This window comes from Synechococcus sp. A15-24 (assembly GCF_014280195.1).
GTDB lineage: Bacteria > Cyanobacteriota > Cyanobacteriia > PCC-6307 > Cyanobiaceae > Parasynechococcus.
Genome location: NZ_CP047960.1, coordinates 1,047,494 through 1,070,997, shown reverse-complemented (window position 1 = coordinate 1,070,997; position 23,504 = coordinate 1,047,494). Strand labels below are relative to the sequence as shown.

The window sequence follows — 23,504 nt, the reverse complement described above, 5'->3', positions numbered from 1 at the left end:
CATTGACTGAATCCTTTTCCCAAGCCTGGAGTTCCACCCTTCAGGCCCTGCTGCAGCGCGGCAGCGGCGCCGGAGCTGACCTGGTGGAAGTGTTCCTGGAACACACCGATCACCTCGGTCTCCTGGCTGAGCAGGAGCGAATCACCAGCGTCAATCCCACCTTTGCCCGTGGGGCTGGCATCCGTGTGTTTCTCAACGGATGGGATGGATTCGTCAGCACCAATGACCTGAGCGTGGACGGCTTGACCCGGGCGTTGGATCAGGCGCTGGCCATGCTCAACCTGGAAGCCAACGGTCTGGCCGGCAGTTCATCGTTTGAAGGCCTCGGAGCTCTCAAGGATTACGCCCTCGAGAAAACCAGTTGGCTGCAGCAATGCCCAACGATGCGTGATGCCAGTTCCCGTTTGCTGGAGGGAACATCCCAGCTTGAACGGCTTGGCCAGCACCTTCAGGTGCGTCGCGGCAGCTACGCACGGGATTGGCAGGAGGTTCTGGTGGCGGCCTCCGATGGCACATTCGCCCGTGATATTCGTCTGCATCAGTCGACGGGTCTGTCCGTCTTGGCGGCAGATGGGGACCATCGCTCAAGCGTGGGTCGTCGCTACGGCAGCACTGATCGCCCCGATGATCTCTTCACCTGGAATGTGGAAAGCAGCGCTGCTGAAGTCTGCGAGAGCGCCGGCACCATGCTTCGTGCCGACTATGTGGAAGCCGGACAGATGCCCGTGGTCCTGGCCAACCGTTTTGGTGGTGTGATCTTCCACGAAGCCTGCGGACATCTGTTGGAAACCACCCAGATCGAACGGGGCACGACACCCTTCGCGGAGCAGGTGGGTGAGCTGATTGCCCATCCAGCCGTCACTGCCATAGATGAAGGTTTGAGCAGTGGTGCCTTCGGGTCGCTGTCCATGGATGACGAGGGGATGGAGCCCCAGCGCACAGTGCTGATCAAGGAAGGCGTACTGCAGCGTTTCATCAGTGATCGCGCCGGTGAACTGCGCACAGGTCATCAGCGCACGGGCAGCGGTCGGCGTCAGAGCCATGCCTTCGCCGCCGCCAGCCGGATGCGGAACACTTACATCGATGCAGGGCCGCACAATCCCAACGACCTGATCGCCTCTGTGGAACGGGGTCTCTACTGCAAGTCGATGGGTGGCGGCAGTGTGGGCCCCACCGGTCAGTTCAACTTCTCTGTGGAGGAGGGCTACCTGATCGAAAACGGAAATCTCACCCGCCCGGTGAAGGGAGCAACGCTGATCGGTGATGCCAAGGACGTGATGCCTCGGATTTCGATGTGTGCCGATGATCTGGATCTTGCCGCTGGTTACTGCGGCTCCGTGAGCGGCAGCATTTTCGTCACCGTCGGTCAACCCCACATCAAGGTGGATTCGATCACGGTGGGAGGTCGCTGACCATGTCCAACAACACCCTCGATGCGGGCACGCTCAGAGATCGGGTTCAGACGCTGGCAACGTCCGCTGGTATCCGTCAGTGGGATCTTGGCGCCGCCTGCAGCGATGACTGCTCAGTCCAGGTGGACCGCGGCGAAGCCAAACAGTTGAAGGCTGCGCAGCGCAGCTCGATCAAGGTGCGGGTCTGGAACAGTGACGGCCTGGTGGGCATCACCAGCACCACTGATTTGACGGACTCCGGGCTGGCCCGTGCCTTGGAAGGGGCCCAACAGGCCAGTGGATTCGGCAATCCCGATGATGTGCCGCAGTTTTCACCGATGGCAACGGTTCCATTGCCGCAACTGGATCGTCCCCTGATGCCACGTCAGGGCATCCTGCCGTTGCTCAAGGATCTGCGTGCAGCGGAAGCGGAGCTGCTCAGCCGTCATCCAGCCATCCAAACCGTTCCGTACAACGGTCTGGCCGAGTCGCTGTCCACCAACCTTTACCTCAACAGCGATGGTGCCATCCGCACGATGGAGCGCACCCAGGCCAGCCTGTACCTCTATGCCCGGGCTGAGGAGAGCGGCCGCAAGCCCCGCAGTTCCGGTGCCATCCGCATGGCCCTTGGGAGCAGCGATCTGGACATTCAGGGTTGCATTGATGAAGCGGTTGAGCGAACCGTCAGTCATCTGGCCTATCAGCCGATCGAGACCGGTAGTTATCGCGTGTGTTTCACACCGGAAGCCTTCCTCTCCCTGATCGGTGCCTTCAGCAGCATGTTCAGTGCAAGGGCCGTCCTCGATGGAGTCAGCCTCAGCACCCGCGAAAGCCTTGGTCAGACCCTGGCAGTCCCGTTCCTATCGCTTGAGGACAATGGCTTGCACCCGGATCACATCAGCGCATCTCCCTTCGATGGTGAGGGCACACCCACTCAAAGGTTGTCGTTGATCGAGTCCGGTTGTCTTCGCAATTTCCTGCATTCAGAGGCCACGGCTAGAGCGTTTGGGGTGAAGCCCACCGGCCATGCCGGCCTTGGAGCCAAAGTTTCCGTCGGTCCCGATTGGTTCGTCGTCGGCACCACCCCGGGTCAAACCAGCGGCCAGGAGCTGGATCACACCCGCGAAACGGACACCTTTGTGCTGATCGAAGATCTTTCCGCCCTTCATGCCGGGGTCAAAGCTACCCAGGGGTCGTTTTCGCTCCCTTTCGATGGATGGCTGGTGAAAGGCGGGGAAAGGATCTCGGTTGAAGCAGCAACAGTTGCCGGAGACATCCGCAGCCTGTTGACATCGATTCTTCACCTAGAACCAACACAGGAGGTCACCCATCGTGGTGTGGCGCCCCACGTCTGGGTGGAGGGCCTCTCCATCACTGGGGAAGCCTGACCTTGCGCATCCTCTACTGGGGAACACCGGCCTATGCTGTCCCAACCCTGAGAAAGCTGCATCAGGCCGGGCACACGATCGTTGGGGTGGTGAGTCAGCCGGATCGCCGCCGAGGACGGGGTCAACAGCTGGTGGCTTCGGCCGTGAAACAGGAGGCCCTGAACCTCAACCTGCCGGTGTTCACGCCGGAACGGATCAAGAAAGATCCTGACTGCCAGGCGCAGTTGTCAGCCCTCAAGGCTGATGTGTCAGTGGTAGTGGCCTTCGGCCAGATCCTGCCGCTCGAGGTGTTGGAACAACCGCCACTGGGGTGTTGGAACGGTCACGGTTCGTTATTGCCGCGCTGGCGGGGGGCGGCCCCGATTCAATGGTCGATTCTCGACGGTGATGCGGAAACCGGTGTCGGCGTGATGGCCATGGAGGAAGGCCTGGACACCGGTCCGGTGTTGCTGGAACGCCGGTTGAGCATCGGGCTTCAGGACAATGCCCATGCACTGGCGGAGAAACTCAGTGGACTGACGGCGGAGCTGATGGTGGAGGCGATGCAGCTGATCGAAGCAGCAGGTGCAGGTCCAACCGATGAACGGTTGAAACGGCTCGGCGTGCAGCACCAGACCGAATCCAGCTGCTATGCCCGAATGCTCCTCAAACAGGATTACCAGATTGATTGGAGCAACCTTGCCCTGGCCATCCACCGCCAGGTGATGGGGCTCTATCCCGGAGCACAGACCAGCTGGAATGGCAAATGCCTCAAGCTCACGGAGACAGAACCCCTGATCGATCGTCTGAAGGATCAACTCAGCCCAGAGGCTCAAGTGCTCATCGGTCAGTGGCCCACTGGAGGTCATGCCGGTGGCACCGTTTTGGCCTGCATTCAGGACCTGGGTCTTGTGGTGAGCAGTTCCGGCTGCCCGCTATTGATCAGAGAGGCGCAACTGGAGGGCAAATCCCGAAGCCGAGGCCAGGCCCTCGTTCAACAAATGGCCGCCGCCGAACATCAGCGCCTTGGCGACAACTGAACCAGATCAGGACTGATGGATGTCTTGCAGAACCAGCTGATTGGTCACCGAGCGCTGGCGTTGCCACAGGTCGTAAAGCTCCAACGCAAGCGCCCGCAGACGCGATGCATCTGCTTCATCATCCAGCTCGCGGCGGAAGACCTCGCGCTGGAAAGCATCTTCAGGCGCCATCTACAGAACTTTTTGAATGAATAAATATTAAGAAGACTGGCCTTTGTTTGGCGTTTGCTTGAACGACTAGGTGTTGAGCAAGTGGGTACGGTCCCAAACCGTCTGCAGAGAAGCATCGTTCAACACCAGCGCCTGGGGATGGTGCTGAGCAAGCCAGGCCCGGCGTTCCTGAACGCTGAACTCCACGAAAAATCCATCCTGGGCGGCGAGCACGCGGAATTTCAAAAACTCAAACAACTGAGCCCGCAGCCGCAGACCATCAACACAACCAATGCGCTGCATGGAGTCGGAAAGCAGCAGCTCGGTACCAGGCCCAGCCGCGTTCAGCCTTGGTGCCAGCACCTCCACCACGGATCGGGGCTGCTGGTGTCGCTCCTTCGTTTCCGGAGGGGGAATAGATCCAGGCTGGTACCCCGCCATCAGCAGCTGATTGCAAGGTGATGCGCCAGAAGGAGAAGGTTTCCGGTGGGTGCAGGTCTGTCCAGTAGAGATGGGGAAACGTGTGGTCGGGATCGCGAAGTTGCACCTCCAGCGGCGCAACGCTGAGGTTCAGCGTTCCAGGCCAGCAGTCAGAAAGATCCAGCCCAAGCTGAGCGAACAACGGTTGCTGCATGGCAATGGTGCCCTCTGGATAGGGGGATGTGGTGCTTCTGCCAGACGCCACGCCATGCCCGGACACCAACGTGGTCCCAATCCAGCCGTCCAGGGTCATCGCGACTCCCGATGGCTGCAGTTGTCGCAGGGCCCTTCCGGCCACACAGCACAACGGAGCAAAGGACTACGGGCGTTGAAGCGGCATTCGGGGTCGCCAATCACCCAGCCATGGCGCCAACGCTGGGCATCGGCGGGCCTGATCTGGGGTTTGACCAACAGGGCAACCGACGCAATTTCATAACGGCCATTCCGCAAGGTATAGCGATGACGTCGCTGCAACACCAGAAAACTTTGCTCCTCCGTTTCCAGCCAGCGCCCAGGCTGGGGCGCGTTCTCCAGGTCCAGTCGATCCAGAAGCGCTTCGTTACCGACCTGACGCAGTTCAACCAGCATGATCGGCCTCCATCGGCGAACGGACGGAAAAGCCCCAGGCGAACAATGTGAACACCACCAGCATGGTCAACCAATCCGGTTGATTGAATTGCGGAATCAGAACGTGGACCAGCAAACGCAGGGCAACAAAAGCAACGGAAAGAAAACCGGCTGTTTCGAGGCGTTCGTACTCGTCCAGCCAGCGGATGAACAGCCCGGACGTGAAGCGCAAGGCAATGATTCCGATCACGGCACCCGTGCTGATCAACAGGAGCTGGTCACTCACCGCAACTGCCGCCGCAACGCTGTCGATCGAAAAGGCCAGATCAGTGAAACCAAGCAGCAGAACGGTTTGCATCAGGCTCCTGGCCTGGGTTGACACGACCGTTGCGTTCGCCTCATCGGCATTGTCCTGGGAGGACTGACGCAGGTAATTGATGAACAGCCAGAACAGATAGGCGGCAGCGAGAAGCTGAACCCATGCACTCTGCAGAACCCACTGAGCCAGAGCGATCAGGGCAACCCGCAGCAGCATCGCTAGGCCGATGCCGATGTTCAGGGCCAGACGCTCCTGGTCAGGACTGCGGCTGGAGCGGGCAATCGCCGCAAGTGCGACGGCATTATCCGCTGAGAGAATGAGCTCCAACATCACCAGTACAGGCAGTAAAGCCAGTACCTCGCCCCATTGATCTGCACCCTCAAAAACGTCGGTGAGTGAGGGAAGCGCCGTGATGTCCATGGCGGCAGCCTAGAAAGAGCACATTGGTTCCAGATGGATGCAGGTACGAGCCGAGTTGTGTCACGTCGACACCCTGCGCTGCATCGTGCGTGCCGAGGCCTGGAGTGGTGAGCACTGCATCGCCAGCTGCCTGGGCGAAGCTGCCAATGCGGAAGACGCAGAAGATCGCGCCCGTCAGCGGCTGCAGCAGAAGCTTGCGGGGGGTGATGCCAAGCCGCAGGTCGCCCCAACACCAAAGTCAGAACAAGAGCCCACGCCTTCTAAGGCTCGGATGGCGGAATCCCGTCCACAACCGGCACCGATCAAACAACCGGAGGCGATGGCGAAGCAGGGCGCGGTGGATCAGCCGCCTGCAGCCGAGACACCACAGCACACCGGTCCCGCATCGGATCCCCCATCAGAAACACCGACGGATCCGGAGGACTGGAGCGAAGAACTCACCGCCATCGATCTGGAGCTGAAGCGCATCGGCTGGGCGCGGGATCAGGAACGCGTTTACCTCGAACGGGCCTTCGGCCATGCCAGTCGCCATCGGTTGACCCGCTATGCCGATCTGGTGGCCTACCTGCGCCAGCTACGGCAATTGCAGCCACAGGAGCAGCCGGATCAGGCCCACATTCCGATCCGCCGAAGTGATCTGATTACACAGGGCGATCAAATGCTGAAACAGCTCGGCTGGAAGGCCGAGCAGGCTCGAGCCTTTCTGCAGGAGCATCTGCAGGCCAGCAGCCGTCAGCAACTCACCGACGAACAGCTACTCCAGTTCAACATGCTGCTGGAGGAGCAGGCCTTGGCAAAGTCTTAATGAAGCAATGTTCGTTGTGCAGCGATTGAGATGATCCAACAAAAATCGGCACTGGGCTCCATCATCAATCGCTACTAAACTTGAACAATCGAGCAAAGCAAAGCATGAACCGGCTCACTCCTTGGCTGTTATCTGTGCTTGCCCTGCTGATGAACAGTGGGCCTGCATTGGCAGATGCCTTTTTTCGCAGACCACCAACGAAGGTAAGCATCCATAATCCATCCTCAACGGAAGGTCAACGCAATCGAACCACCATCAGCGTCCTGGTTCCAGACGATGCAGGGGCTGAACTGGAGCGTGTAGTTATCTCACAACTAACTAATCTCGATAGCTGGGATTGGGGTCGTAAAGATCCCGAGGTCTATCTTGGCGATTACGGTCTTCGACGTCGTGGCGAACCTGGACTTGCTGAGGCCACGCTGTCTCAAAGCGACGACGAGCTGAGCATTAGGTTTGATCCACCGATTCAACCAGGCCAGCAAGCCAATGTTGTTTTCCGCGGATTCAATCCCGATGCGGATATTTACCAATGGACTACTGAGTTCATCCCTGCTGGAAATGATCCAAGACCCAGCGATGGACCAACATTGAGGCTGTCCATTTATCGAAACAATGATTACCGATAAATTGGCAAGTTAATCAATATCAACGGACACGAATTTATTATTGACAAGACGAATAATTGCCAAATAGCTTCTTACGAATCTAAGGCCAATATGTGAGAAATATGCAAAGCCAATGGCGACAAATACCTTGCGAAATTGCCACTATTTCTTCATGACTAGAAGCAAATAAGTTATGTTTAGTTGTTCTGGGCGTAGTGCACGACAGACCTAACGTAAGCCTTGATGTCATTCAGCAAAGTCGGTGAATCAGCGATCTGATTCGAGGGAGGATCGAGCACAAAGTCAGGGGCTCCAGCTGCAACATCCAGGTTGTAATCCGCGAAATGATGGAACGTGGAATGGTGGAGCACCATCCCGCGGCCATCTGCTTCATCCACAATCGCCGTGGTCTGCTCGCGTCCGCTGGTGATGGAGAAGCTGGAGAGAAGTACCGTCTGAGACGCAACCACCTTGCGGATCACGCCCTCATGAGGATGGGCTGGAATCACAAGGTGGCCAGGAATCATCGAAGCAAAGTTAAGCAGAGGGTGTTCAGCCCGCTGACGGCAGATCTGAACACCGCCGTTCTGGCCGGTCACCACGCAGGGGGTCACAATCGCAGCAGAGTCCGGATCGGCGTATTCACGATCTTTGGGCAGATTCGTCCACGTGCGTTGAAAGGTCTGGGTCTGACCCACATCCCCCAGGCAATCCTTCAGTTCAAGCAGGCAGCAGCCCAGATCGGTGTGATCGCGGGCAATCACCAGATCCGTTCCAGCCTTCACGGCTGTTTCCAGGGCCCGAAAGAAGCCTGCATCAGGGCCGTTATCCATGTCCGGAGCGATCAACCAGACCTGGCTGTAGCGACCTGAAGCCAAGTCTGCCTGCAGGGTCTGACGTTCAGCGTTGCTGGTTGGGTAGTCGCTGATGTTGAGACTGAAGGACGGATCAAGCTCCTGGCCAGCACGACGGATCATGTCGGCCAACAAGCTGAACCGACCGATGTGCCAATCATTGCGATCGGTGGCAATGGTCGATAGAAGCAATGCCTGGGGTGCTGCGCCCATCAAAGGAAAATCAAATCCCCCTCATTGTGAGTTGAAAATCCCGTTCGGTCGGTTCGCTCTCGCTCATTTGATCGCGGTGGAGACGGGCCCTGCATCAAGGGAATGGACGACATCACCAGAACGCTGCCTACAGCAACAAGCACCACCAACCGCAAAGGACGTACCAGTGGCTGCTCTTGAAGGGGCTCGCCGCACCGGAAACACACCGGCAGCGCGCCACGTGGTGGCTTCAACACCACGGCCGGCCCACAACAACAGGATGGACAGCGGTAGCGCGGCATGGTGCTGACGCGATTGGTCGCACCCTATTGCGAAGATCAGCGTTTGCCGATTCCGTCCTGCCATGCCCCTGCGTTCCCTGGTGACACAGCTGCGCCCAGCAGCACTCACTGGCGAACTGCTGCAGCGCACCGAACGTGATGCACGGCTGTTGTTGCGGGGGGCCGGTCGGATCAGTCGTGCTCTCGTGGCCAGCGCCCTGGCACAAAAAGAAGGAAGGCCATTGCTGGTGGTGGTGCCAACCCTCGAGGAAGCCGGTCGCTGGACAGCGCTTCTGGAATTGATGGGATGGGGCAGCGCGAGTCTCTACCCAACCAGCGAGGGCTCGCCCTACGAACCGTTCGATCCCACCAGTGAAATCATCTGGGGACAGCTTCAGGTGCTGAGTGACCTGATTGGAACCGACGATCCAGCGGGGAAAGCCATCGTGGCCACCGAACGCTGTCTCCAACCCCATCTGCCACCGCGGCAGGCACTCGAGGCCACCTGTCGCACCCTGAAAAAGGGTGACGAGCTCGACCTGGACGACCTGGCCGACACCTTGGCTCGTCTCGGTTACGAACGGGTGTCCACCATCGACCAGGAAGGAACATGGAGCCGACGCGGCGACATCGTTGACATCTATCCGGTGAGCAGCGAACTGCCGGTGCGGTTGGAATTCTTCGGAGAAGAGCTGGACAAGCTTCGGGAATTTGACCCAGCCACCCAGCGGTCGCTGGACCCGGTGGACCGCCTGCAGCTCACCCCCACGGGCTTTGGCCCCCTGGTGGCCGATCAGCTGCGGGAGTCCATGCCGGAAGGGCTGGATCGCTTGCTTGGGGATGAAGCCACCGAAGAACTGCTGGAGGGAGGCACGCCTGAGGGGTTACGACGCCTGATGGGACTGGCCTGGGGACAACCCGCCTGCTTACTCGACTATCTTCCGGCCTCCGCTGAGGTCGTGATTGATGAGCGCCGTCACGGACTGGCCCACGGCCAGCAGTGGCTGGATCACGCCATCGACCACCACGGGGACATGGCCAGCGAACTGGGCCTATCGGAGGAGGAACGTGATCTGCTCTGGCCAGCTGTTCTGCAACGCAGCATCGACGAGGCCTATGGGCTGGCCGAGGCCTTTCATGGCTTTGACATGGCAGAGCTGCTGGAGGAGGACGGCCATCCCAACAGCTTTGACCTCGCCAGTCGCCCGATGCCGGCCTATCCCAATCAGTTCGGCAAACTCGGCGACCTGATCAAGGGGTTTCAGAAGGAGAAAACCTCGGTCTGGTTGATTTCTGCTCAACCCAGCCGGGCCGTGGCCCTGCTGGAGGAACACGACTGCATCGGCCGCTTCGTTCCCAATCCAGCCGATGCGCTAGCGATTGAACGGCTGATTGAACAGAACACGCCCGTGGCGTTGAAATCCGCCGGCACGGCGGAGCTGGAGGGGTTGCAGCTACCGGCCTGGCGTCTGGCCCTGGTCACCGACCGTGAGTTCTTCGGCCAGCAGACCCTGGGGTCCAGTGGCTACGTGCGGCGTCGCCGCAAGGCGGCCAGCCGCACGGTGGACCCCAACAAGATGCGGCCAGGGGATTTCGTCGTCCATCGCAATCACGGCATCGGACGGTTCAAAGCGATGGAGAAGTTGGCCGTCTCAGGCGATGTGCGCGATTACCTCGTGGTGCAATACGCCGACGGACTGTTGCGCGTCGCGGCGGATCAACTGGGCAGTCTCGGCCGCTACCGGGCCACCAGTGAAACGCCGCCACAGCTCAGCAAGATGGGCGGTGCCGCCTGGACGAAAGCCAAGGAGCGAGCCAAAAAAGCGGTCCGCAAAGTGGCGATGGACCTTGTGAAGCTCTACGCGGAGCGGCATCAGGCCAATGGCTTCGCCTTTCCAAGTGATGGTCCCTGGCAGAACGAGCTGGAGGAATCGTTCCCCTATGAACCGACGCCGGATCAGCTGAAGGCCACCGCCGATGTGAAGCGCGACATGGAGAAGGCAGAGCCGATGGATCGCCTGGTCTGCGGAGACGTTGGATTCGGCAAGACGGAAGTGGCCATCCGCGCCATCTTCAAAGCGATCACGGCTGGAAAACAGGTGGCCATGCTCGCCCCCACCACCGTGCTGGCGCAGCAGCACTGGCGCACGCTTAGTGAACGCTTCGCGCCGTATCCGATCAAGGTGGCGCTGTTGAATCGCTTTCGCACAGCATCGGAACGCAAGACGATCCTGGAGGGCCTCAAGGGAGGCACCATCGATGCGGTGGTCGGCACCCATCAGCTTTTGGGCAAAGGGGCATCGTTCCAGCAGCTTGGTCTGCTGGTGGTCGATGAAGAACAGCGCTTCGGCGTCAACCAGAAGGAAAAGATCAAGGTGCTCCGAAAGGACGTCGACGTTCTCACCCTGTCGGCGACACCGATTCCCAGAACGCTGTACATGAGCCTTTCAGGCGTGCGGGAGATGAGCTTGATCACCACACCACCGCCACTGCGTCGGCCGATCAAAACCCACCTTGCAGCCCTGGATCCGGAAGCGGTGCGCAGTGCCATCCGCCAGGAACTGGATCGCGGGGGACAGGTGTTTTACGTGGTGCCCCGGGTGGAAGGCATCGAGGACGTGGCCGCCGGACTGCGGGAGATGCTGCCTGGCCTGAAGCTGCTGGTGGCTCACGGCCAGATGGCGGAGGGTGAACTGGAGAGCGCCATGGTGGCGTTCAACGCTGGGGAAGCCGATGTGATGCTCTGCACCACCATTGTCGAAAGCGGCCTCGACATTCCTCGGGTGAACACGATTCTGATCGAGGACGCCCACCGCTTCGGACTGGCCCAGCTTTACCAACTGCGGGGTCGTGTGGGGCGCAGTGGCATTCAGGCTCATGCCTGGCTGTTCTATCCCGGCAATGGATCGCTGAGTGACAATGCACGGCAACGCTTGCGAGCCATCCAGGAGTTCGCGCAACTGGGTAGTGGCTACCAGCTGGCCATGCGTGACATGGAGATCCGTGGAGTCGGCAACCTGCTTGGCGTGGAGCAAAGCGGCCAGATGGAAACCATCGGCTTTGACCTTTACATGGAGATGCTGCAGGAATCCCTGGCGGAGATTCAGGGACAGGACATTCCCAGTGTCGACGACACCCAGGTTGACCTTCCCGTTACGGCATTTGTGCCGGCCGACTGGATCACGGATCCCGATGAAAAAATTGCTGCTTATCGCGCTGCGGCTGACTGTCGCTGCGGCGAGGCACTGGTGGAGTTAGCCGCGAGTTGGGCGGACCGTTATGGAGCGCTGCCGGCGGCGGTGCAATCCCTGCTGCAGTTGATGGAGTTGAAACTGCTGGCCAGACGTTGCGGTGTCGCCCGCATCAAACCAGAGAAACCCAACATCGTGCTGGAAACACCGATGGAGGAACCAGCGTTCCGGCTGCTTCGGCAGGGGTTACCTCAACACCTGCATGGTCGGTTGGTGTACCAGAGCGGTAAGGGCCTTCAACACAAGGTGCTGGCTCGAGGGCTTGGGGTGCTGCCGATGGACAAGCAACTCGAGCAGTTGATGGAATGGCTGCGATTGATGGCGGCGCAGATTCCCGATGCCGACGGAACCACCGCAGCGCAGCGGCTGGAGGCGGAAGGGCAACGGAACGAGGCAGTGCTGCGGGTGTGAGGGCGTAGTCGCATTTCTGAGAAAACTTCCACAGCTGCGCAATTCTTCGTTACATTGGTCAAAATGAACTAAAGCAGCATGGGAGAAATCACTGACTTCACTGCAGGTGGCTTCCCGCTGCAACTAATTAGTGGTGTGGTTTGCACAGCAGCTCTTGGCCTCTATGCCTTACTTCAGCCGACCTCTGACGACGACGACTCAAATGGTGGTGGCGGCGGCGGCCTGATGCAACCGGTTGCTTAACCCAGTACCTTCAGCTCCAGGACCGCTGTTCAAAGAGTCGATTGGTCGTTTTGATTTTCGAAGTCTGCTTCCAGAATTTGAACATTATTATCAACCTTTGATTCACTCAAATTAAGTGATTTGAGCAAGGTCTCTTCTGCAATTTTATATTGACTATCTTGACCGGTCCCCAAGTACTCAACCTTAAAATCTTCTAGTTCTTTGTCTGGTATTACTGCTTCAATATCCGGTTTTATACCATTATTATGAATATCTGTACCATTCGGAGTCAGATATTTTGCGATTGTCACTGTCATCCCTGAACCATCAGACAGTCCCCGTACGGCTTGAACAAGCCCCTTACCAAATGTTGTCTTTCCGATCAGCTGGGCACGGTCATTTTCCTGCAGGGCACCCGAAACAATTTCACTGGCGCTAGCTGAGCCCTCATCGATCAACACCACCATCGGTTTGTCCGTGATGGCGCTTCCCGTGGCTCGGCGCACATCCCGAATGCCCTCCCGGGTGCGCGTGCTGACAATGATTCCCTCGTTCAACCACTGCCGTGCAATATCGACACTGGCCTCGAGCAAACCGCCTGGATTGCTGCGCAAATCAAGGACATAGCCATCAGCGCCCTGATCCTCCAGCTCCTGAATAGCGTCGCGCATCTCACGGGACGCGTTGGCATTGAATTGTTTCAGCCGGATGTAGCCGATCTTGCGGCCATCAGGTGAAGTATTCAGCGCCTTTTTCACCGCATTGATCTCGATGCGAGTACGGGTCAACGGAACATTGATCACATCACCCTTGCGCCGAAGTCCGAGAATGACCTCGGTTCCTTCCGGTCCGCGGATCAACTTGACCGCATCCTCCGTGGTCATGCCCTTGGTGGAGGTGCCATCGATGCTGACGATCACATCCTTCGACTGCACACCTGCTCTCGAAGCCGGCGTTCCCTCGATCGGGGCCACCACGATCAACTCCTTGGTGTCTTTATCGAGACTGATCTGTATGCCAACCCCCATCAATTCACCGGAGGTGTCGATCCGCATTTCCTTGAATTCCTTGGGATCAAGAAAACGGGTGTAGGGGTCATCCAGGCTGTCCAGCATCCCTCGGATCGCCTCGTAGGACTCCTCCTCTCCGCCGTAGGACTTCTTCAAGAGATCCTTTCGAAGCTGCCGCCACCTGTCATCGGTGTACGTGCCTGAAGAGTCGAGGTAGTCGCGATAGACGATCTGCCAGACCTGATCGATCACCTCCTTGGGGCTGTCGGTAATTGCACCGCCGCTCGCCCCCGTCAGACCAAGGCTCGGACCCGCCATCGAAACGGCCATGCCCCCCAGTCCCAGCATCAGCAGAATCGGACCTGAACGCAGAACGCCGCGCAAACCTTTGGCGCTTGGCATGGCCTTACAGAGCTGATTCTTCACACTAACCAGATCAGGCCGGCTCCACCCAGCGCCCGTCCTCTTTGATCAACTGGATCAAAGCATTGACGCCCTCCTCTTCGGGCACCTTGCGAATCTCGTCCCGTCCCCGGTACAGCGAAATGACGCCAGGTGTCTTTCCGACATAGCCATAGTCCGCGTCCGCCATCTCGCCCGGGCCGTTGACGATGCACCCCATCACGGCAATGTCGAGCCCTGTGAGATGGGACGTCGCATCCCGCACCTTGTGCAGCACCTCCTCGAGATTGAACAGGGTGCGGCCGCAGCTGGGGCAGGCCACGTACTCAACCATGGTCTTGCGCAGACCGAGGGATTGCAGGATCGAATAGCAAACGGGGATTTCCCGTTCCGGAGCCTCGGTTAACGACACCCGAATGGTGTCGCCAAGGCCATCGGCAAGCAGGGTCGCGATCCCGGCCGTGCTCTTGACGCGGCCGTAATCACCATCACCGGCTTCGGTGACACCGAGGTGAAGGGGGTAGTTGAACCCCTCCTTGTCCATCGTGTCTGCCATCAAGCGATAAGCCGCCAACATCACCGGCGCCCGCGACGCCTTCATCGAAATCACGATGTTGTGGAAGTCGAGTTCATCACAGATGCGCACGAATTCCATCGCCGACTCAACCATCCCCTTGGGGGTATCGCCGTAGGTGAACAGCATCCGCTCCGCCAAGGAACCGTGGTTCACACCGATGCGCAGGGCCTTGTTTTGATCCCTCAGCAGGGTCACCAAGGGCTCGAAGGTCTCGCGGATCCGCGCACCAATGGCCGCGAATTCCTCATCGCTGAATTCCTGACGGTTGGGATCCGGCTTGTCAAAGACGAACAACCCGGGGTTGATGCGCACCTTGTCGACGTGCTGTGCCACTTCCATTGCGATCTTGACGCCGTTGTGGTGAACATCAGCCACCAACGGCACCGTGCATCCAAGGGCGCGAACGGCGGCACGAATCTCCCCCATCGCCCGGGCATGGGCCATCGATGGCGTCGTGACACGTACGATTTCACTGCCGGCTTCCGCCAGTCGGACGATGCCAGCGACGGCCGCATCGATGTCCAGGGTGTCCTCATTGATCATCGACTGCACCACCACGGGGTGGTCACTGCCGATCGCGACATCACCCACCATCACGGTGCGTGTGATGCGGCGATGGATCTGGGTGTCGTAACGCCGATCCAGGGCGGTCATGGCGGGCCAGGCCGAGAGCGCGTCAACGTTCGCACAGTCGCTGCTGGACTGCGCTGAGATCACTCCGGGTCAACGCCGTGGGTGCATCGGAGGCGTTGGAGGGATTGCGCAACAAATACGAGGGATGAAAGATCGGCATCACATCCCGGCCATCCCAGCTGAGCCATTGCCCCCTGAGCTGGGTCATGCCGCCTTTGATGCCCAGCAGGCTCTCCACGGCAGTGGCACCCAGCAGGACGATCACCCTGGGATTCACCTGATCGATCTGACAATCCAGCCAGGGTCTGCAAGCGGTTAATTCCGCCCGTTTCGGCCGACGGTTCTGTGGAGGACGGCACTTCACTGCATTGCAGATATAGAGGTCGCTCTCGGGATTCAGACCGACCTCCAGCAGCAGGCGATCCAGCAGCTGTCCGGATCGTCCGACGAAGGGCTGGCCCAGAGCATCTTCGCGGGCACCCGGTGCCTCACCGATCAACATCAATGGTGCTGTCGCTGCACCGCGGCTGATCACCACCCGTTCACGCGTCAGGGCCAGATCACAGGCGGTGCACTGCTCACAGTCGCGCAGCTCCAACATCGACATCAGGAGATTGCACGGGGAAAGGGTTGCACCACGAGCACGGGATTGCCCTCGGGATCAGCCAGCCAGACTTCGGCACCGAATGCCTCCAGCCGAGCCGGCTCGATCAGTGAGGCTCCCAGGGCAATCCAGGCGGGCAACTGCTGCTGCAGATGCTCCAGGGGGACTTTGCTGGGCGCTAGGCGTAGGCAGGGGGCCAGGACCCGACCCCGCAACGGGAACGGCCGCTGACGGGAGGGCCTGTAGATCTCCAGACGACAACCTCCAGCCAGGTCGATAATCCAGTGGGAGCCAGAGAAGCCTTGTTCTTGTGGGCACGCCAACAAAGCGGCGTAAAAACCGGCTAGTCCTTCCGGATCCTCTGCAGCCAACACCCAGCTCAGGTTGGAGGAACTCATGACAGGAAAACAAACAAGGTTGTCTGGGACACCACGTGAGGCAGGATGTGATCTTTACGCGTGCCGCGGGGAGGTGCGTTGCCGATGCCACGCCCTCCAGAACTCTCCGCACGGGCCGTGGCCCTAAAGCCGTCACTGACGCTAGCCATCGGAGCCCAGGCCAAGGCGTTGCAGCGAGCCGGGCGAGACATCTGCAGTCTCAGTGCCGGTGAGCCGGATTTCGACACGCCTGACTTCATTGTTGAGGCCACACGGCAAGCCCTGCGTGATGGCATCACCCGCTACGGGCCAGCGGCTGGTGACCCCGAGCTCCGGGCAGCCGTTGCGGAGAAGTTGTCGAGCGGCAATGGAATCGCAACCAGCCCCGAACAGGTCCTGATCACCAACGGCGGCAAGCAGGCGATCTACAACCTGTTTCAGGTGCTGCTGAATCCTGGCGATGAGGTGTTGCTACCCGCTCCTTACTGGCTGAGCTACCCGGAGATGGCGGCACTGGCCGGTGCCAAGGTCAAGCTCATTCCCACCCAGGCCGAGGAGGGATTCCGTCTCGATCTCACAGCTGTGGAGGCAGCGATCACCCCTTGCAGTCGCCTTCTGGTGCTGAACTCCCCCGGCAACCCCACAGGGCGGGTGATGAAGCGCCAGGAGCTGGAGGACGTGGCGGAGCTGGTGCGCCGTCATCCCCAGTTGCTGGTGATGAGTGATGAGATCTACGAGTTCCTGCTGGCGGAGGGGGAGCAGCACCACAGCTTCGCGGCGATCGCGCCGGATCTCGCCCATCGCTGTTTCACCGTCAATGGCTTCGCCAAAGGCTGGGCCATGACGGGCTGGCGCCTGGGCTACCTCGCCGGACACCAGGACGTGATCAAGGCTGCCGCTGCGCTGCAGAGCCAGAGCACCAGCAATGTCTGCAGCTTTGCCCAACGAGGGGCCCTTGCGGCCATTCAGGGCCCGCGTGATTGCGTTTCAGCGATGGCGGAGAGCTACAACAGCCGCCGGCAGCTGCTCACGGAGGGGTTGCAGGCGATTGAAGGGATCACCCTCGTTGAACCAAGGGGTGCTTTCTATGCCTTCCCGCAGTTGCCGGAATCGGCTGGTGGTTCGATGGACTTCTGCAGTCGCGCCCTTGAGCAGGCTGGCCTCGCCGTCGTCCCCGGTCTGGCCTTCGGAAACGACCGCTGCATTCGTCTGTCCTGCGCTGTGTCCCGTGAGACGATCAGGGATGGTCTGTCACGGCTGACGCAACTGCTGGACGAGACCTGAGCTGTTCCGATTAAACGTTTGACTTGATGCCAGGACGAGAACAACTGGCCGTGAAGGTCGCCGGTCTCATCACCGGTGTTGCCCTCGCGGCCACCATTGGTAGCTGTAGCAGTGCACCACCCTCCGCAGAACAGGTTCTCAGGATCGGTGCCATCCCGGATCAGAACCCCGAGAAGTTGAACCGTCTCTACGGCTCCCTCTCCGACGAACTGAGTGATTCCCTCAATGTGGCGGTGCGTTATGTACCCGTCAGCAACTACGCGGCCGCCGTCAGCGCGTTCCGCAGCGGGAGTCTTGATCTGGTCTGGTTTGGTGGGCTCACCGGTGTGCAAGCCCGTCTGCAGACCCCAGGGGCCATGGTGCTGGCCCAGCGAGACATCGATGCCGAGTTCACCAGTGTGTTCATCGCCAACGGAGCCAGCGGACTCCGGCCCATCACCAGTGCCGATCAACTGGTGCAACTGAAGGGCCGCCGTCTGGCCTTCGGTTCCGAAAGCTCCACCTCCGGTCGGCTGATGCCCCAGTACTTCCTCGGGGAGAACGGCGTCACCATGGCCGATCTGGCGGGAGGTGGCCCCGGCTTCAGCGGCAGCCACGACGCCACGATTGCTTTGGTCGAAAGCGGCGCCTATGAGGTGGGTGCCCTGAACGAACAGGTGTGGCGCAGCAACGTGGATGAAGGCCGCATGGATCCCGACAAGGTGGCCGTGATCTGGAGGACTCCGCCCTACGTGGATTACCACTGGGTGGCCCGGCCCGATCTGGATGCGCGCTTCGGTGAAGGATTCACCGATCGTGTGCAGCGTTCCCTGCTGTCGCTGACACCCGCCACGGAACGAGGGGCCTTGGTTCTTGAGTTGTTCGGTGCCAAGAGGTTCATCCCGGCTCAAGACGAGGCTTACGCCAAGATCGAAGCGGTGGGCCGTCAGCTGGGCAAAATCCGCTGATGGCTGTGCTGGAGCTGCGCCGGGCTGGACTGACCGGTCGGCTCCAACCCCTTGACCTCACCATTGATCACGGGGAAAAAACTGTCCTGCTGGGGCGGAGCGGGGCCGGCAAGTCGAGCCTGATCGGACTCTGCAACGGCAGCTTGTCTCCTGATAAGGGCCGTGTGCTCTGGCGAGGACACGACCTGCAACGCTGCCGCCCAACTCAGCGCCGGCAGATCGGAACGCTCTGGCAGGACCTCAGGCTCGTGGAGGAACTGACCGTTCTCCAGAACATCAATACCGGTGCCCTCGGTCGCCATTCACTGCTCTGGGGCTTGCGAAACCTGTTGCAGCCACTGGAAACCGAGCTTGGAGACGCCATCCTGCGCCAGGTCGGACTCAGCAACGCGCTTCGCGATCAACGGGTGGCAGGGCTCTCAGGCGGTGAGCGCCAACGGGTGGCCCTGGCACGACTGTTGCGGCAGCAACCGACGCTGGTGCTGGCGGATGAACCGTTGTCCGCCCTCGACCCGCGCCTGGCGAATGATGTGCTCAACCTGCTGCTGAAGCAGTCGTCCTGCATGGTCAGCCTGCACCGGCCCGACCTGATGCAGCGTTTCCAACGGGTGCTGGGACTGCGGCAGGGTGAACTGGTGCTGGACGCCCCCCCCTCAGCCATCACCGAAGCAACCCTGGCATGGCTTTACAGCGAGGACTGACGCCAGCTCCCGCACTGATGGCTCTGGCTCCAGCACTGGTTTTGCTGCCTCTTGGAATGGTGCTGTTGCGCGATCTCCATGGCGGTGGAGCCGAACAGATCGGTCGCTTCTGGCTGGCGGCCCTGCAACCCTCACTGGAACCGTCGCTGCTGAAGCATCAGCTCACGGGGCTGCAGATCACGGCTCTGACGGCTCTCCTGGCCTGGAGCTTGAGCAGTCTTGTGGGACTGGTACTTGGGCTGATCTGTTCCACCACGATCTGGTCCACGCTGATGGGGCGGCGCTGGCCGGCCCTGGTGGTGCGGCGTGGCCTGGCGCCATTGCGATCAATCCATGAACTGATCTGGGGGTTGTTGTTGCTTCAACTGTTCGGCCTGAACGGCTGGGTGGCCGTGCTGGCCATTGTTCTTCCCTATTCAGCACTGCTGGCCAGGGTTCTGGCAGACCAGCTGGATCGCCAAGAACCACCGGCTCTTGTTGCCCTGCAATGCGCCGGTGTGCCTGCCGTGATCAACTTGTGCACCAGCCTGCTGCCTCCCCTGGCCACAGCGTTGCGCGACCACATCGGCCATCGCCTGGATTGTGCCCTGCGATCCGCCCTGCTGCTGGGCATCTTCGGCCTTGGGGGATTGGGAACCGAGCTGATGCTCAGCCTGCAATCCCTACGCTTTCGTGAACTCTGGAGCGGCTTGTGGCTGATGGCGCTGCTGCTGGCGGCGGTGAATCTGATGATCCTCCGCCTGTCCGCCCGCCATGGCCTGGTGCTGCTGGCACTAATGCTGCCGCTGGTCACGCCGTTGTGGAGCAGCGGGTTGAACCACGATCTCTCAGCACCCAGCTGGGTTGAGGGGGCTCCGTGGCCTTCACCCGCACTGTGGAGTGAAGGCCTGAGCCAGGCCTGGATGGAGACGCCATGGCTGGAGCTGATTGGTGGAACCCTCCTGATCACCCTGCTGGCCTCCGGAGTTGCCATCGGCCTGCCACCGTTGCTGCGGTTGATCGCTCCAGGGCCTGTTGCGGGCTGGGTCCTGAAAGCTGGCTGGACGCTGATGCGATTGTTGCCGCCACCCCTGACGGCGTTGTTGCTCATTCTGGCCAGCAAACCGACCCTGGCCGTGGCGGCGTTGGCCTTGGGTCTGCACCACAGTGGTGTGATGGGGCTGGTGCTGGAGGACGGGCTCGAGCGCGTGGATGTCCGCGACCAACAAGCCATGGTTGCCCTGGGCGCTCCGCCCCGCTCCGCCTGGTTGTTCGGTGTGTTGTCGCCAGCGAGTCAGCGCTATCTCGCCTATGCCGCTTACCGCAGTGATGTGATCCTCAGGGATACGGCCGTCGTCGGTCTGGTGGGGGGGGGCGGCCTGGGTTGGCAGCTGATGGAGGCACTGTCCTCCTTTTACTGGCCGCTGGTGGCCTGGTTGGTCATGGTTTATGCCGCGTTGACATTGCTCGGCGAGCTGGTCTGTGAACGGCTCCAGGAGGCGACATGAAACCGAAGCAGCTGCTGGTGGTCGGGGATAGCGGGGTGTACGGCTGGGGAGATCGAGAGGCCGGGGGATGGTGCGAGCGTCTGCGCAGGGACTGGATGCAACTGCCGGCGGCTCCGGTGATTTATCCCCTAGGCATCCGTGGCGATGGATTGGAACGGGTAGCCGCTCGCTGGCTGAGCGAGTGGCAGTGTCGCGGCGAGCTGCGGCGTCAGACTCCGGAGGGGGTACTGCTGGCCGTCGGAATCAACGACACCGCACGGGTGGGCCGGCCGGATGGTCGCCAGCAACTGAACCTTGAGGCCTATGGCTTCGGCATGGGGCAGCTGCTCAACGACATGAAGGCGGAGACGCAGGTGTTGGTGATCGGTCTGACGCCAGTGGATGAGCACGTCATGCCCTTTGCGGACTGTCTCTGGTACAGCAATGAGGATGTGGCGGCCCACGAAGCCGTGTTGGCCGAAACCTGTCGCGACGCCGACATCCCCTTCCTGCCACTGCACCGATCCATGCTGGAGGAGCCGGACTGGCTGACCTGGATGGAACCCGATGGCCTTCATCTAAATGGCGAGGGGCACCACTTCATCCACGGGCGAATCCGCAGCTGGACAGCCCTGCAGACCTGGGCGGAATTGTTGCCGCACACCACAACAACGCCTGTACTCGGGTGACTGACGCCACACGAATCCCTAATATCTCCGAACCCTGACATTCGGATGTGGTGGCCGATCGTTCCTTCGAGCAAACAACAGGACAGCCCTTTGCTCAGCAGCCTCCTGCTCAGCGGAAGACCACCCTCAAGTGGGACGACAACGGCGAACTCACCTCGATCGACATGGCCCGCATCATTGATCGCCTGACCCAGCCGGAGCTGAATCGCTGCGACCTGGACACCCCCTGAGCCTCAGCTGGGCGCCATGCTCGCCTTCGCCTCGGCGTAGAAGCTGAGGTCGATGCTGCTGCGTCCCGCTTCGCTGGCCATCGACTCAACCCGCCGGCGAACGGCAGGTCGAACGAAGAACGGCACTTCCTTCTTCAAGGCTGCCAAGGCCTCCGGTTGCCAATCCATGGGTCAGAGCTGATCAACACCGCGACCATATCCGGCACCTTCGTGCCGGAATCAGGCACCCAGGTGGGCGGTCGCAGAACCCGAAACAACAAACGCTGAAGACAGTTGCTTCAGCACCATGACCACATCCGGATGGCAGCGACGTGAGCTGCGGCGGGCTCTTCCCCTTGCAGTTCGCCAACGCAACACCAAGGTTCTCAATCACCTCGGCATCGCCGGGATGATTGCCTCGCGCCAGACCCGACGGGGACCAGAGGAGCGGGACGATCTCGAGCAAGAGGCCCGTGTTGGGTTGATTCGTGGCTGGGAGCGGTTTGATCCACGGCGCGGTTTCAAACCCTCAACATTTCTGAGCACGGCCGCCAACGGACAGGTGCTTCACTTCCGGCGCGATAGGGCCGGCACGATTCGGGTGCCCTGGCGGCTGCGGGACACCTATGTGAAAGGCCAGGCGATGCAGCAGGAGCAAATGCAACGTGGTGGGCCGGCCCTGTCGGACGCTCAGCTGGCGGACGCTCTGAACATCACGGTTCAGCGCTGGCAGGAAGCCTGCAGCAGTCAGCAAGCGCAACACATGGTGCCCATCAGCGCCATCCACGAGCAGGCCACCAACCCGGGGAACGACGATCTGGAGGACCGCTGGCTGGACCGTGCCCTGGCGTTGCTGAAGCCACAGGAACGCCAGCTGCTGCAGCGGCACTTCATCGAAGGGGACAGTGTGCGACGAATCTCGTCAGCCACCGGCGTGCCGCAACACCAGCTGCGCAAGTCCATCCGTAACGCAATCGAGCTGCTGCAGCACTGGGCGGAGCAGGACGGTCTGCTGCCGTTCAGATCCTGCCGGCCAGCCACAGCATCGCCATAACGGCGGCCAGCAAGGTCTGCAGAGCATTCACCAGTTCATTGCTCAGCCAACGGAACCGATCCTGTGCGAGAGCTCCAATCAGACTCTCCGCCAGGGTGGCCAGGAGACCGATCAACATCACCACCAGGCTGACGCTGATCGATGGCAGCAGTTGCAGCTGCCACATCGCCAGGGTCATCAGCACGCTGCCGGCGGCACTGGCCATGGTTCCCGCCAGGCTGATGGCCCCTTCCGTGCCAGGCGGCACGGAACGCAGGGTTGTGATCAGCACCGGCCGGCGGCCCCAGCGCTTGCCGATTTCGCTGCCGAATGTGTCGGCCAGCTTGGCGGCAAAACTTGCCGAGAATCCAATCAACAGCAGTGACCTCGGTTCAACACCCGCGCCGATCAGCAGCGCCAGACTTGCACCGGTGACTGCCGATCCCCAGACATTTTCCGGTCCACGGCGGCCGCCTCGGGCCTCCGCCAGACCACGCTCCTGCTTCTCGCGCAGCCCGACCCGGGTCACCAGGCTGCCCAGCACCAGATAGGCCACCACAGCAACCCATCCACGCCAGCCGAGACAACCCCAGAGAATCGTGCCCAGAGCACCCGCATGAACCCAGCCGGCAGGGGTGAGCAGAGGGGCGCGTTGGGCCACAGCAATCAGGACGGCGTTGAGCAGCAGGGCTTGAATCCAGATCATTGATGCCGTGTTGCAGTGCCGTAAGCAAAGGCCCTGAACAGGTCCTTGCATCGCAGAATCATCGCTGTTGTGAGTGGAACTCTCGGCATGCTGTTTAACCAGAACAAGGGCTTCTTCCTGACGCTCGACGAAACCGCCGAGCCGGTCAGCCTGGACCTGCCCGAAGCAGCCGCAGTTGAAGAGCCCGCTGCTGACGCGTCAGTGACTGCGCAGCCATCTCTTGTCGTGGCAGCCGTGGAAGCCCCCGCCGCCAGCGAGGCCAAGACCAGCGAGGCCAAGGCTTTTGATGAAGTGGCTGCTGCAGTAGCTGCGGTGCAGACCACCGCTGAGGCCATCTCTGCAGAACTCGCTGCAACCCAGGCCGCCCGTCCGGTCGTCACGATGAGTACCTATGCCCCGGCCAATCTGGTGGCCGGTACCGGGCTTCGGGCTCGCAAGCGTCGCCCGGGTGCCGGCATGAAGGGGTTCATAAACATCGCGGGCGATCTGTTCAAAAGCTGATTGGCGTCAG

At 60.6% G+C, this 23,504-nt stretch carries 28 protein-coding genes; 16 read left to right on the top strand and 12 right to left on the bottom strand.

Features of this window, described 5'->3' with window-relative positions:
- The first annotated feature begins 2 nt into the window (after nt 1-2).
- From SynA1524_RS05845 to fmt, 3 genes are read left to right on the top strand one after another with little or no spacing between them, the layout of a single operon-like run.
- Nucleotides 3-1,412 carry a TldD/PmbA family protein gene (locus SynA1524_RS05845; protein WP_186499347.1) on the top strand — a complete coding sequence of 470 codons (1,410 nt, stop codon included), beginning with the start codon at nt 3-5 and terminating at the stop codon, nt 1,410-1,412.
- A 2-nt stretch (nt 1,413-1,414) separates the two neighbouring features.
- A complete protein-coding gene (locus tag SynA1524_RS05840; protein ID WP_186499346.1) occupies nt 1,415-2,779 on the top strand; it encodes a TldD/PmbA family protein in 1,365 nt (454 codons plus the stop codon).
- Nucleotides 2,780-2,781: 2 nt separating this feature from the next.
- Nucleotides 2,782-3,798, top strand: a complete 1,017-nt coding sequence (gene fmt, locus SynA1524_RS05835; RefSeq protein ID WP_186499345.1) for a methionyl-tRNA formyltransferase — start codon at nt 2,782-2,784, stop codon at nt 3,796-3,798.
- A gap of 6 nt (nt 3,799-3,804) precedes the next feature.
- Here the strand turns inward: fmt and SynA1524_RS05830 are convergent, their stop codons facing one another.
- The 5 genes from SynA1524_RS05830 to SynA1524_RS05815 all read right to left on the bottom strand — a co-directional run bounded on the left by SynA1524_RS05830 (nt 3,805) and on the right by SynA1524_RS05815 (nt 5,734).
- The gene (locus SynA1524_RS05830; protein ID WP_186499344.1) at nt 3,805-3,969 is read right to left on the bottom strand and encodes a hypothetical protein; all 165 of its coding nucleotides are present in this window, start codon (nt 3,967-3,969) and stop codon (nt 3,805-3,807) included.
- A gap of 66 nt (nt 3,970-4,035) precedes the next feature.
- Nucleotides 4,036-4,251 (bottom strand): hypothetical protein, encoded by a 216-nt coding sequence (locus tag SynA1524_RS13195; RefSeq protein WP_353616580.1) that lies wholly within the window; start codon nt 4,249-4,251, stop codon nt 4,036-4,038.
- A complete protein-coding gene (locus SynA1524_RS13190) occupies nt 4,229-4,633 on the bottom strand; it encodes a hypothetical protein (protein ID WP_353616579.1) in 405 nt (134 codons plus the stop codon). Before SynA1524_RS13190 ends, SynA1524_RS13195 begins: the two co-directional genes overlap by 23 nt.
- Before the next feature lie 44 nt (nt 4,634-4,677).
- Nucleotides 4,678-5,016: a DUF6464 family protein gene (locus SynA1524_RS05820; RefSeq protein ID WP_186499343.1), complete on the bottom strand. Its 339-nt coding sequence runs from the start codon at nt 5,014-5,016 to the stop codon at nt 4,678-4,680.
- Nucleotides 5,006-5,734 carry a TerC family protein gene (locus SynA1524_RS05815; protein ID WP_186499342.1) on the bottom strand — a complete coding sequence of 243 codons (729 nt, stop codon included), beginning with the start codon at nt 5,732-5,734 and terminating at the stop codon, nt 5,006-5,008. Before SynA1524_RS05815 ends, SynA1524_RS05820 begins: the two co-directional genes overlap by 11 nt.
- A 37-nt stretch (nt 5,735-5,771) precedes the next feature.
- Between SynA1524_RS05815 and SynA1524_RS05810 the strand changes: the two genes are divergently transcribed.
- Nucleotides 5,772-6,539, top strand: a complete 768-nt coding sequence (locus SynA1524_RS05810) for a hypothetical protein (RefSeq protein ID WP_186499341.1) — start codon at nt 5,772-5,774, stop codon at nt 6,537-6,539.
- A gap of 104 nt (nt 6,540-6,643) precedes the next feature.
- Nucleotides 6,644-7,165: a DUF2808 domain-containing protein gene (locus tag SynA1524_RS05805; RefSeq protein WP_186499340.1), complete on the top strand. Its 522-nt coding sequence runs from the start codon at nt 6,644-6,646 to the stop codon at nt 7,163-7,165.
- Nucleotides 7,166-7,341: 176 nt separating this feature from the next.
- Here SynA1524_RS05805 and SynA1524_RS05800 read toward each other — a convergent pair whose 3' ends face one another.
- Nucleotides 7,342-8,211: a hypothetical protein gene (locus SynA1524_RS05800; protein WP_186499339.1), complete on the bottom strand. Its 870-nt coding sequence runs from the start codon at nt 8,209-8,211 to the stop codon at nt 7,342-7,344.
- Nucleotides 8,212-8,242: 31 nt separating this feature from the next.
- Between SynA1524_RS05800 and SynA1524_RS05795 the strand changes: the two genes are divergently transcribed.
- The 3 genes from SynA1524_RS05795 (at nt 8,243) to SynA1524_RS05785 (ending at nt 12,376) form a co-directional block, all read left to right on the top strand.
- On the top strand, nt 8,243-8,500 hold the full coding sequence (locus SynA1524_RS05795; RefSeq protein ID WP_186499338.1) for a hypothetical protein: 258 nt from the start codon (nt 8,243-8,245) through the stop codon (nt 8,498-8,500).
- 54 nt (nt 8,501-8,554) lie between these two features.
- Nucleotides 8,555-12,133, top strand: a complete 3,579-nt coding sequence (gene mfd, locus SynA1524_RS05790) for a transcription-repair coupling factor (RefSeq protein ID WP_186499337.1) — start codon at nt 8,555-8,557, stop codon at nt 12,131-12,133.
- A 78-nt stretch (nt 12,134-12,211) separates the two neighbouring features.
- Nucleotides 12,212-12,376, top strand: a complete 165-nt coding sequence (locus SynA1524_RS05785; protein ID WP_186499336.1) for a hypothetical protein — start codon at nt 12,212-12,214, stop codon at nt 12,374-12,376.
- Nucleotides 12,377-12,405: 29 nt separating this feature from the next.
- Here the strand turns inward: SynA1524_RS05785 and SynA1524_RS05780 are convergent, their stop codons facing one another.
- From SynA1524_RS05780 to SynA1524_RS05765, 4 genes are read right to left on the bottom strand one after another with little or no spacing between them, the layout of a single operon-like run.
- The gene (locus tag SynA1524_RS05780; RefSeq protein ID WP_186499335.1) at nt 12,406-13,767 is read right to left on the bottom strand and encodes a S41 family peptidase; all 1,362 of its coding nucleotides are present in this window, start codon (nt 13,765-13,767) and stop codon (nt 12,406-12,408) included.
- A 34-nt stretch (nt 13,768-13,801) separates the two neighbouring features.
- Nucleotides 13,802-14,998 (bottom strand): (E)-4-hydroxy-3-methylbut-2-enyl-diphosphate synthase, encoded by a 1,197-nt coding sequence (gene ispG, locus SynA1524_RS05775; protein WP_186499334.1) that lies wholly within the window; start codon nt 14,996-14,998, stop codon nt 13,802-13,804.
- A gap of 22 nt (nt 14,999-15,020) precedes the next feature.
- Complete coding sequence (locus SynA1524_RS05770) at nt 15,021-15,584, bottom strand: uracil-DNA glycosylase (RefSeq protein WP_186499333.1); 564 nt, start codon at nt 15,582-15,584, stop codon at nt 15,021-15,023.
- Nucleotides 15,584-15,979 carry a VOC family protein gene (locus SynA1524_RS05765; protein WP_186499332.1) on the bottom strand — a complete coding sequence of 132 codons (396 nt, stop codon included), beginning with the start codon at nt 15,977-15,979 and terminating at the stop codon, nt 15,584-15,586. Before SynA1524_RS05765 ends, SynA1524_RS05770 begins: the two co-directional genes overlap by 1 nt.
- 84 nt (nt 15,980-16,063) lie before the next feature.
- On the opposite strand from SynA1524_RS05765, the gene SynA1524_RS05760 reads away from it, so the two are divergent.
- Genes SynA1524_RS05760 through SynA1524_RS05735 form a run of 6 tightly spaced genes read left to right on the top strand, consistent with a single transcriptional unit; the run spans nt 16,064 to nt 21,275 of the window.
- Nucleotides 16,064-17,242 (top strand): pyridoxal phosphate-dependent aminotransferase, encoded by a 1,179-nt coding sequence (locus tag SynA1524_RS05760; RefSeq protein ID WP_186499536.1) that lies wholly within the window; start codon nt 16,064-16,066, stop codon nt 17,240-17,242.
- Nucleotides 17,243-17,268: 26 nt separating this feature from the next.
- The gene (locus SynA1524_RS05755; RefSeq protein WP_186499331.1) at nt 17,269-18,189 is read left to right on the top strand and encodes a putative selenate ABC transporter substrate-binding protein; all 921 of its coding nucleotides are present in this window, start codon (nt 17,269-17,271) and stop codon (nt 18,187-18,189) included.
- Nucleotides 18,189-18,890 carry a phosphonate ABC transporter ATP-binding protein gene (locus SynA1524_RS05750; RefSeq protein WP_186499330.1) on the top strand — a complete coding sequence of 234 codons (702 nt, stop codon included), beginning with the start codon at nt 18,189-18,191 and terminating at the stop codon, nt 18,888-18,890. Before SynA1524_RS05755 ends, SynA1524_RS05750 begins: the two co-directional genes overlap by 1 nt.
- The gene (locus tag SynA1524_RS05745) at nt 18,869-20,377 is read left to right on the top strand and encodes an ABC transporter permease family protein (RefSeq protein WP_186499329.1); all 1,509 of its coding nucleotides are present in this window, start codon (nt 18,869-18,871) and stop codon (nt 20,375-20,377) included. Before SynA1524_RS05750 ends, SynA1524_RS05745 begins: the two co-directional genes overlap by 22 nt.
- Nucleotides 20,374-21,045, top strand: coding sequence for a GDSL-type esterase/lipase family protein (locus tag SynA1524_RS05740; protein ID WP_186499328.1), 672 nt, complete (start codon nt 20,374-20,376; stop codon nt 21,043-21,045). The genes SynA1524_RS05745 and SynA1524_RS05740 overlap by 4 nt, the downstream gene beginning before the upstream one ends.
- A gap of 47 nt (nt 21,046-21,092) precedes the next feature.
- Nucleotides 21,093-21,275, top strand: coding sequence for a DUF8633 family putative protein (locus SynA1524_RS05735; protein ID WP_011128030.1), 183 nt, complete (start codon nt 21,093-21,095; stop codon nt 21,273-21,275).
- A gap of 3 nt (nt 21,276-21,278) precedes the next feature.
- On the opposite strand, the gene SynA1524_RS05730 is transcribed toward SynA1524_RS05735, so the two are convergent.
- Nucleotides 21,279-21,443 (bottom strand): PCP reductase family protein, encoded by a 165-nt coding sequence (locus SynA1524_RS05730; RefSeq protein ID WP_186499327.1) that lies wholly within the window; start codon nt 21,441-21,443, stop codon nt 21,279-21,281.
- Between the two features lie 118 nt (nt 21,444-21,561).
- On the opposite strand from SynA1524_RS05730, the gene SynA1524_RS05725 reads away from it, so the two are divergent.
- On the top strand, nt 21,562-22,308 hold the full coding sequence (locus tag SynA1524_RS05725) for a sigma-70 family RNA polymerase sigma factor (protein WP_186499326.1): 747 nt from the start codon (nt 21,562-21,564) through the stop codon (nt 22,306-22,308).
- On the opposite strand, the gene SynA1524_RS05720 is transcribed toward SynA1524_RS05725, so the two are convergent.
- Complete coding sequence (locus SynA1524_RS05720) at nt 22,274-23,044, bottom strand: TIGR00297 family protein (RefSeq protein WP_286188706.1); 771 nt, start codon at nt 23,042-23,044, stop codon at nt 22,274-22,276. The genes SynA1524_RS05725 and SynA1524_RS05720 overlap by 35 nt on opposite strands.
- Nucleotides 23,045-23,080: 36 nt before the next feature.
- Here SynA1524_RS05720 and SynA1524_RS05715 point away from each other — a divergent pair, with 36 nt between their 5' ends.
- Nucleotides 23,081-23,494, top strand: a complete 414-nt coding sequence (locus SynA1524_RS05715; protein ID WP_186499325.1) for a hypothetical protein — start codon at nt 23,081-23,083, stop codon at nt 23,492-23,494.
- Nucleotides 23,495-23,504: the final 10 nt, after the last annotated feature.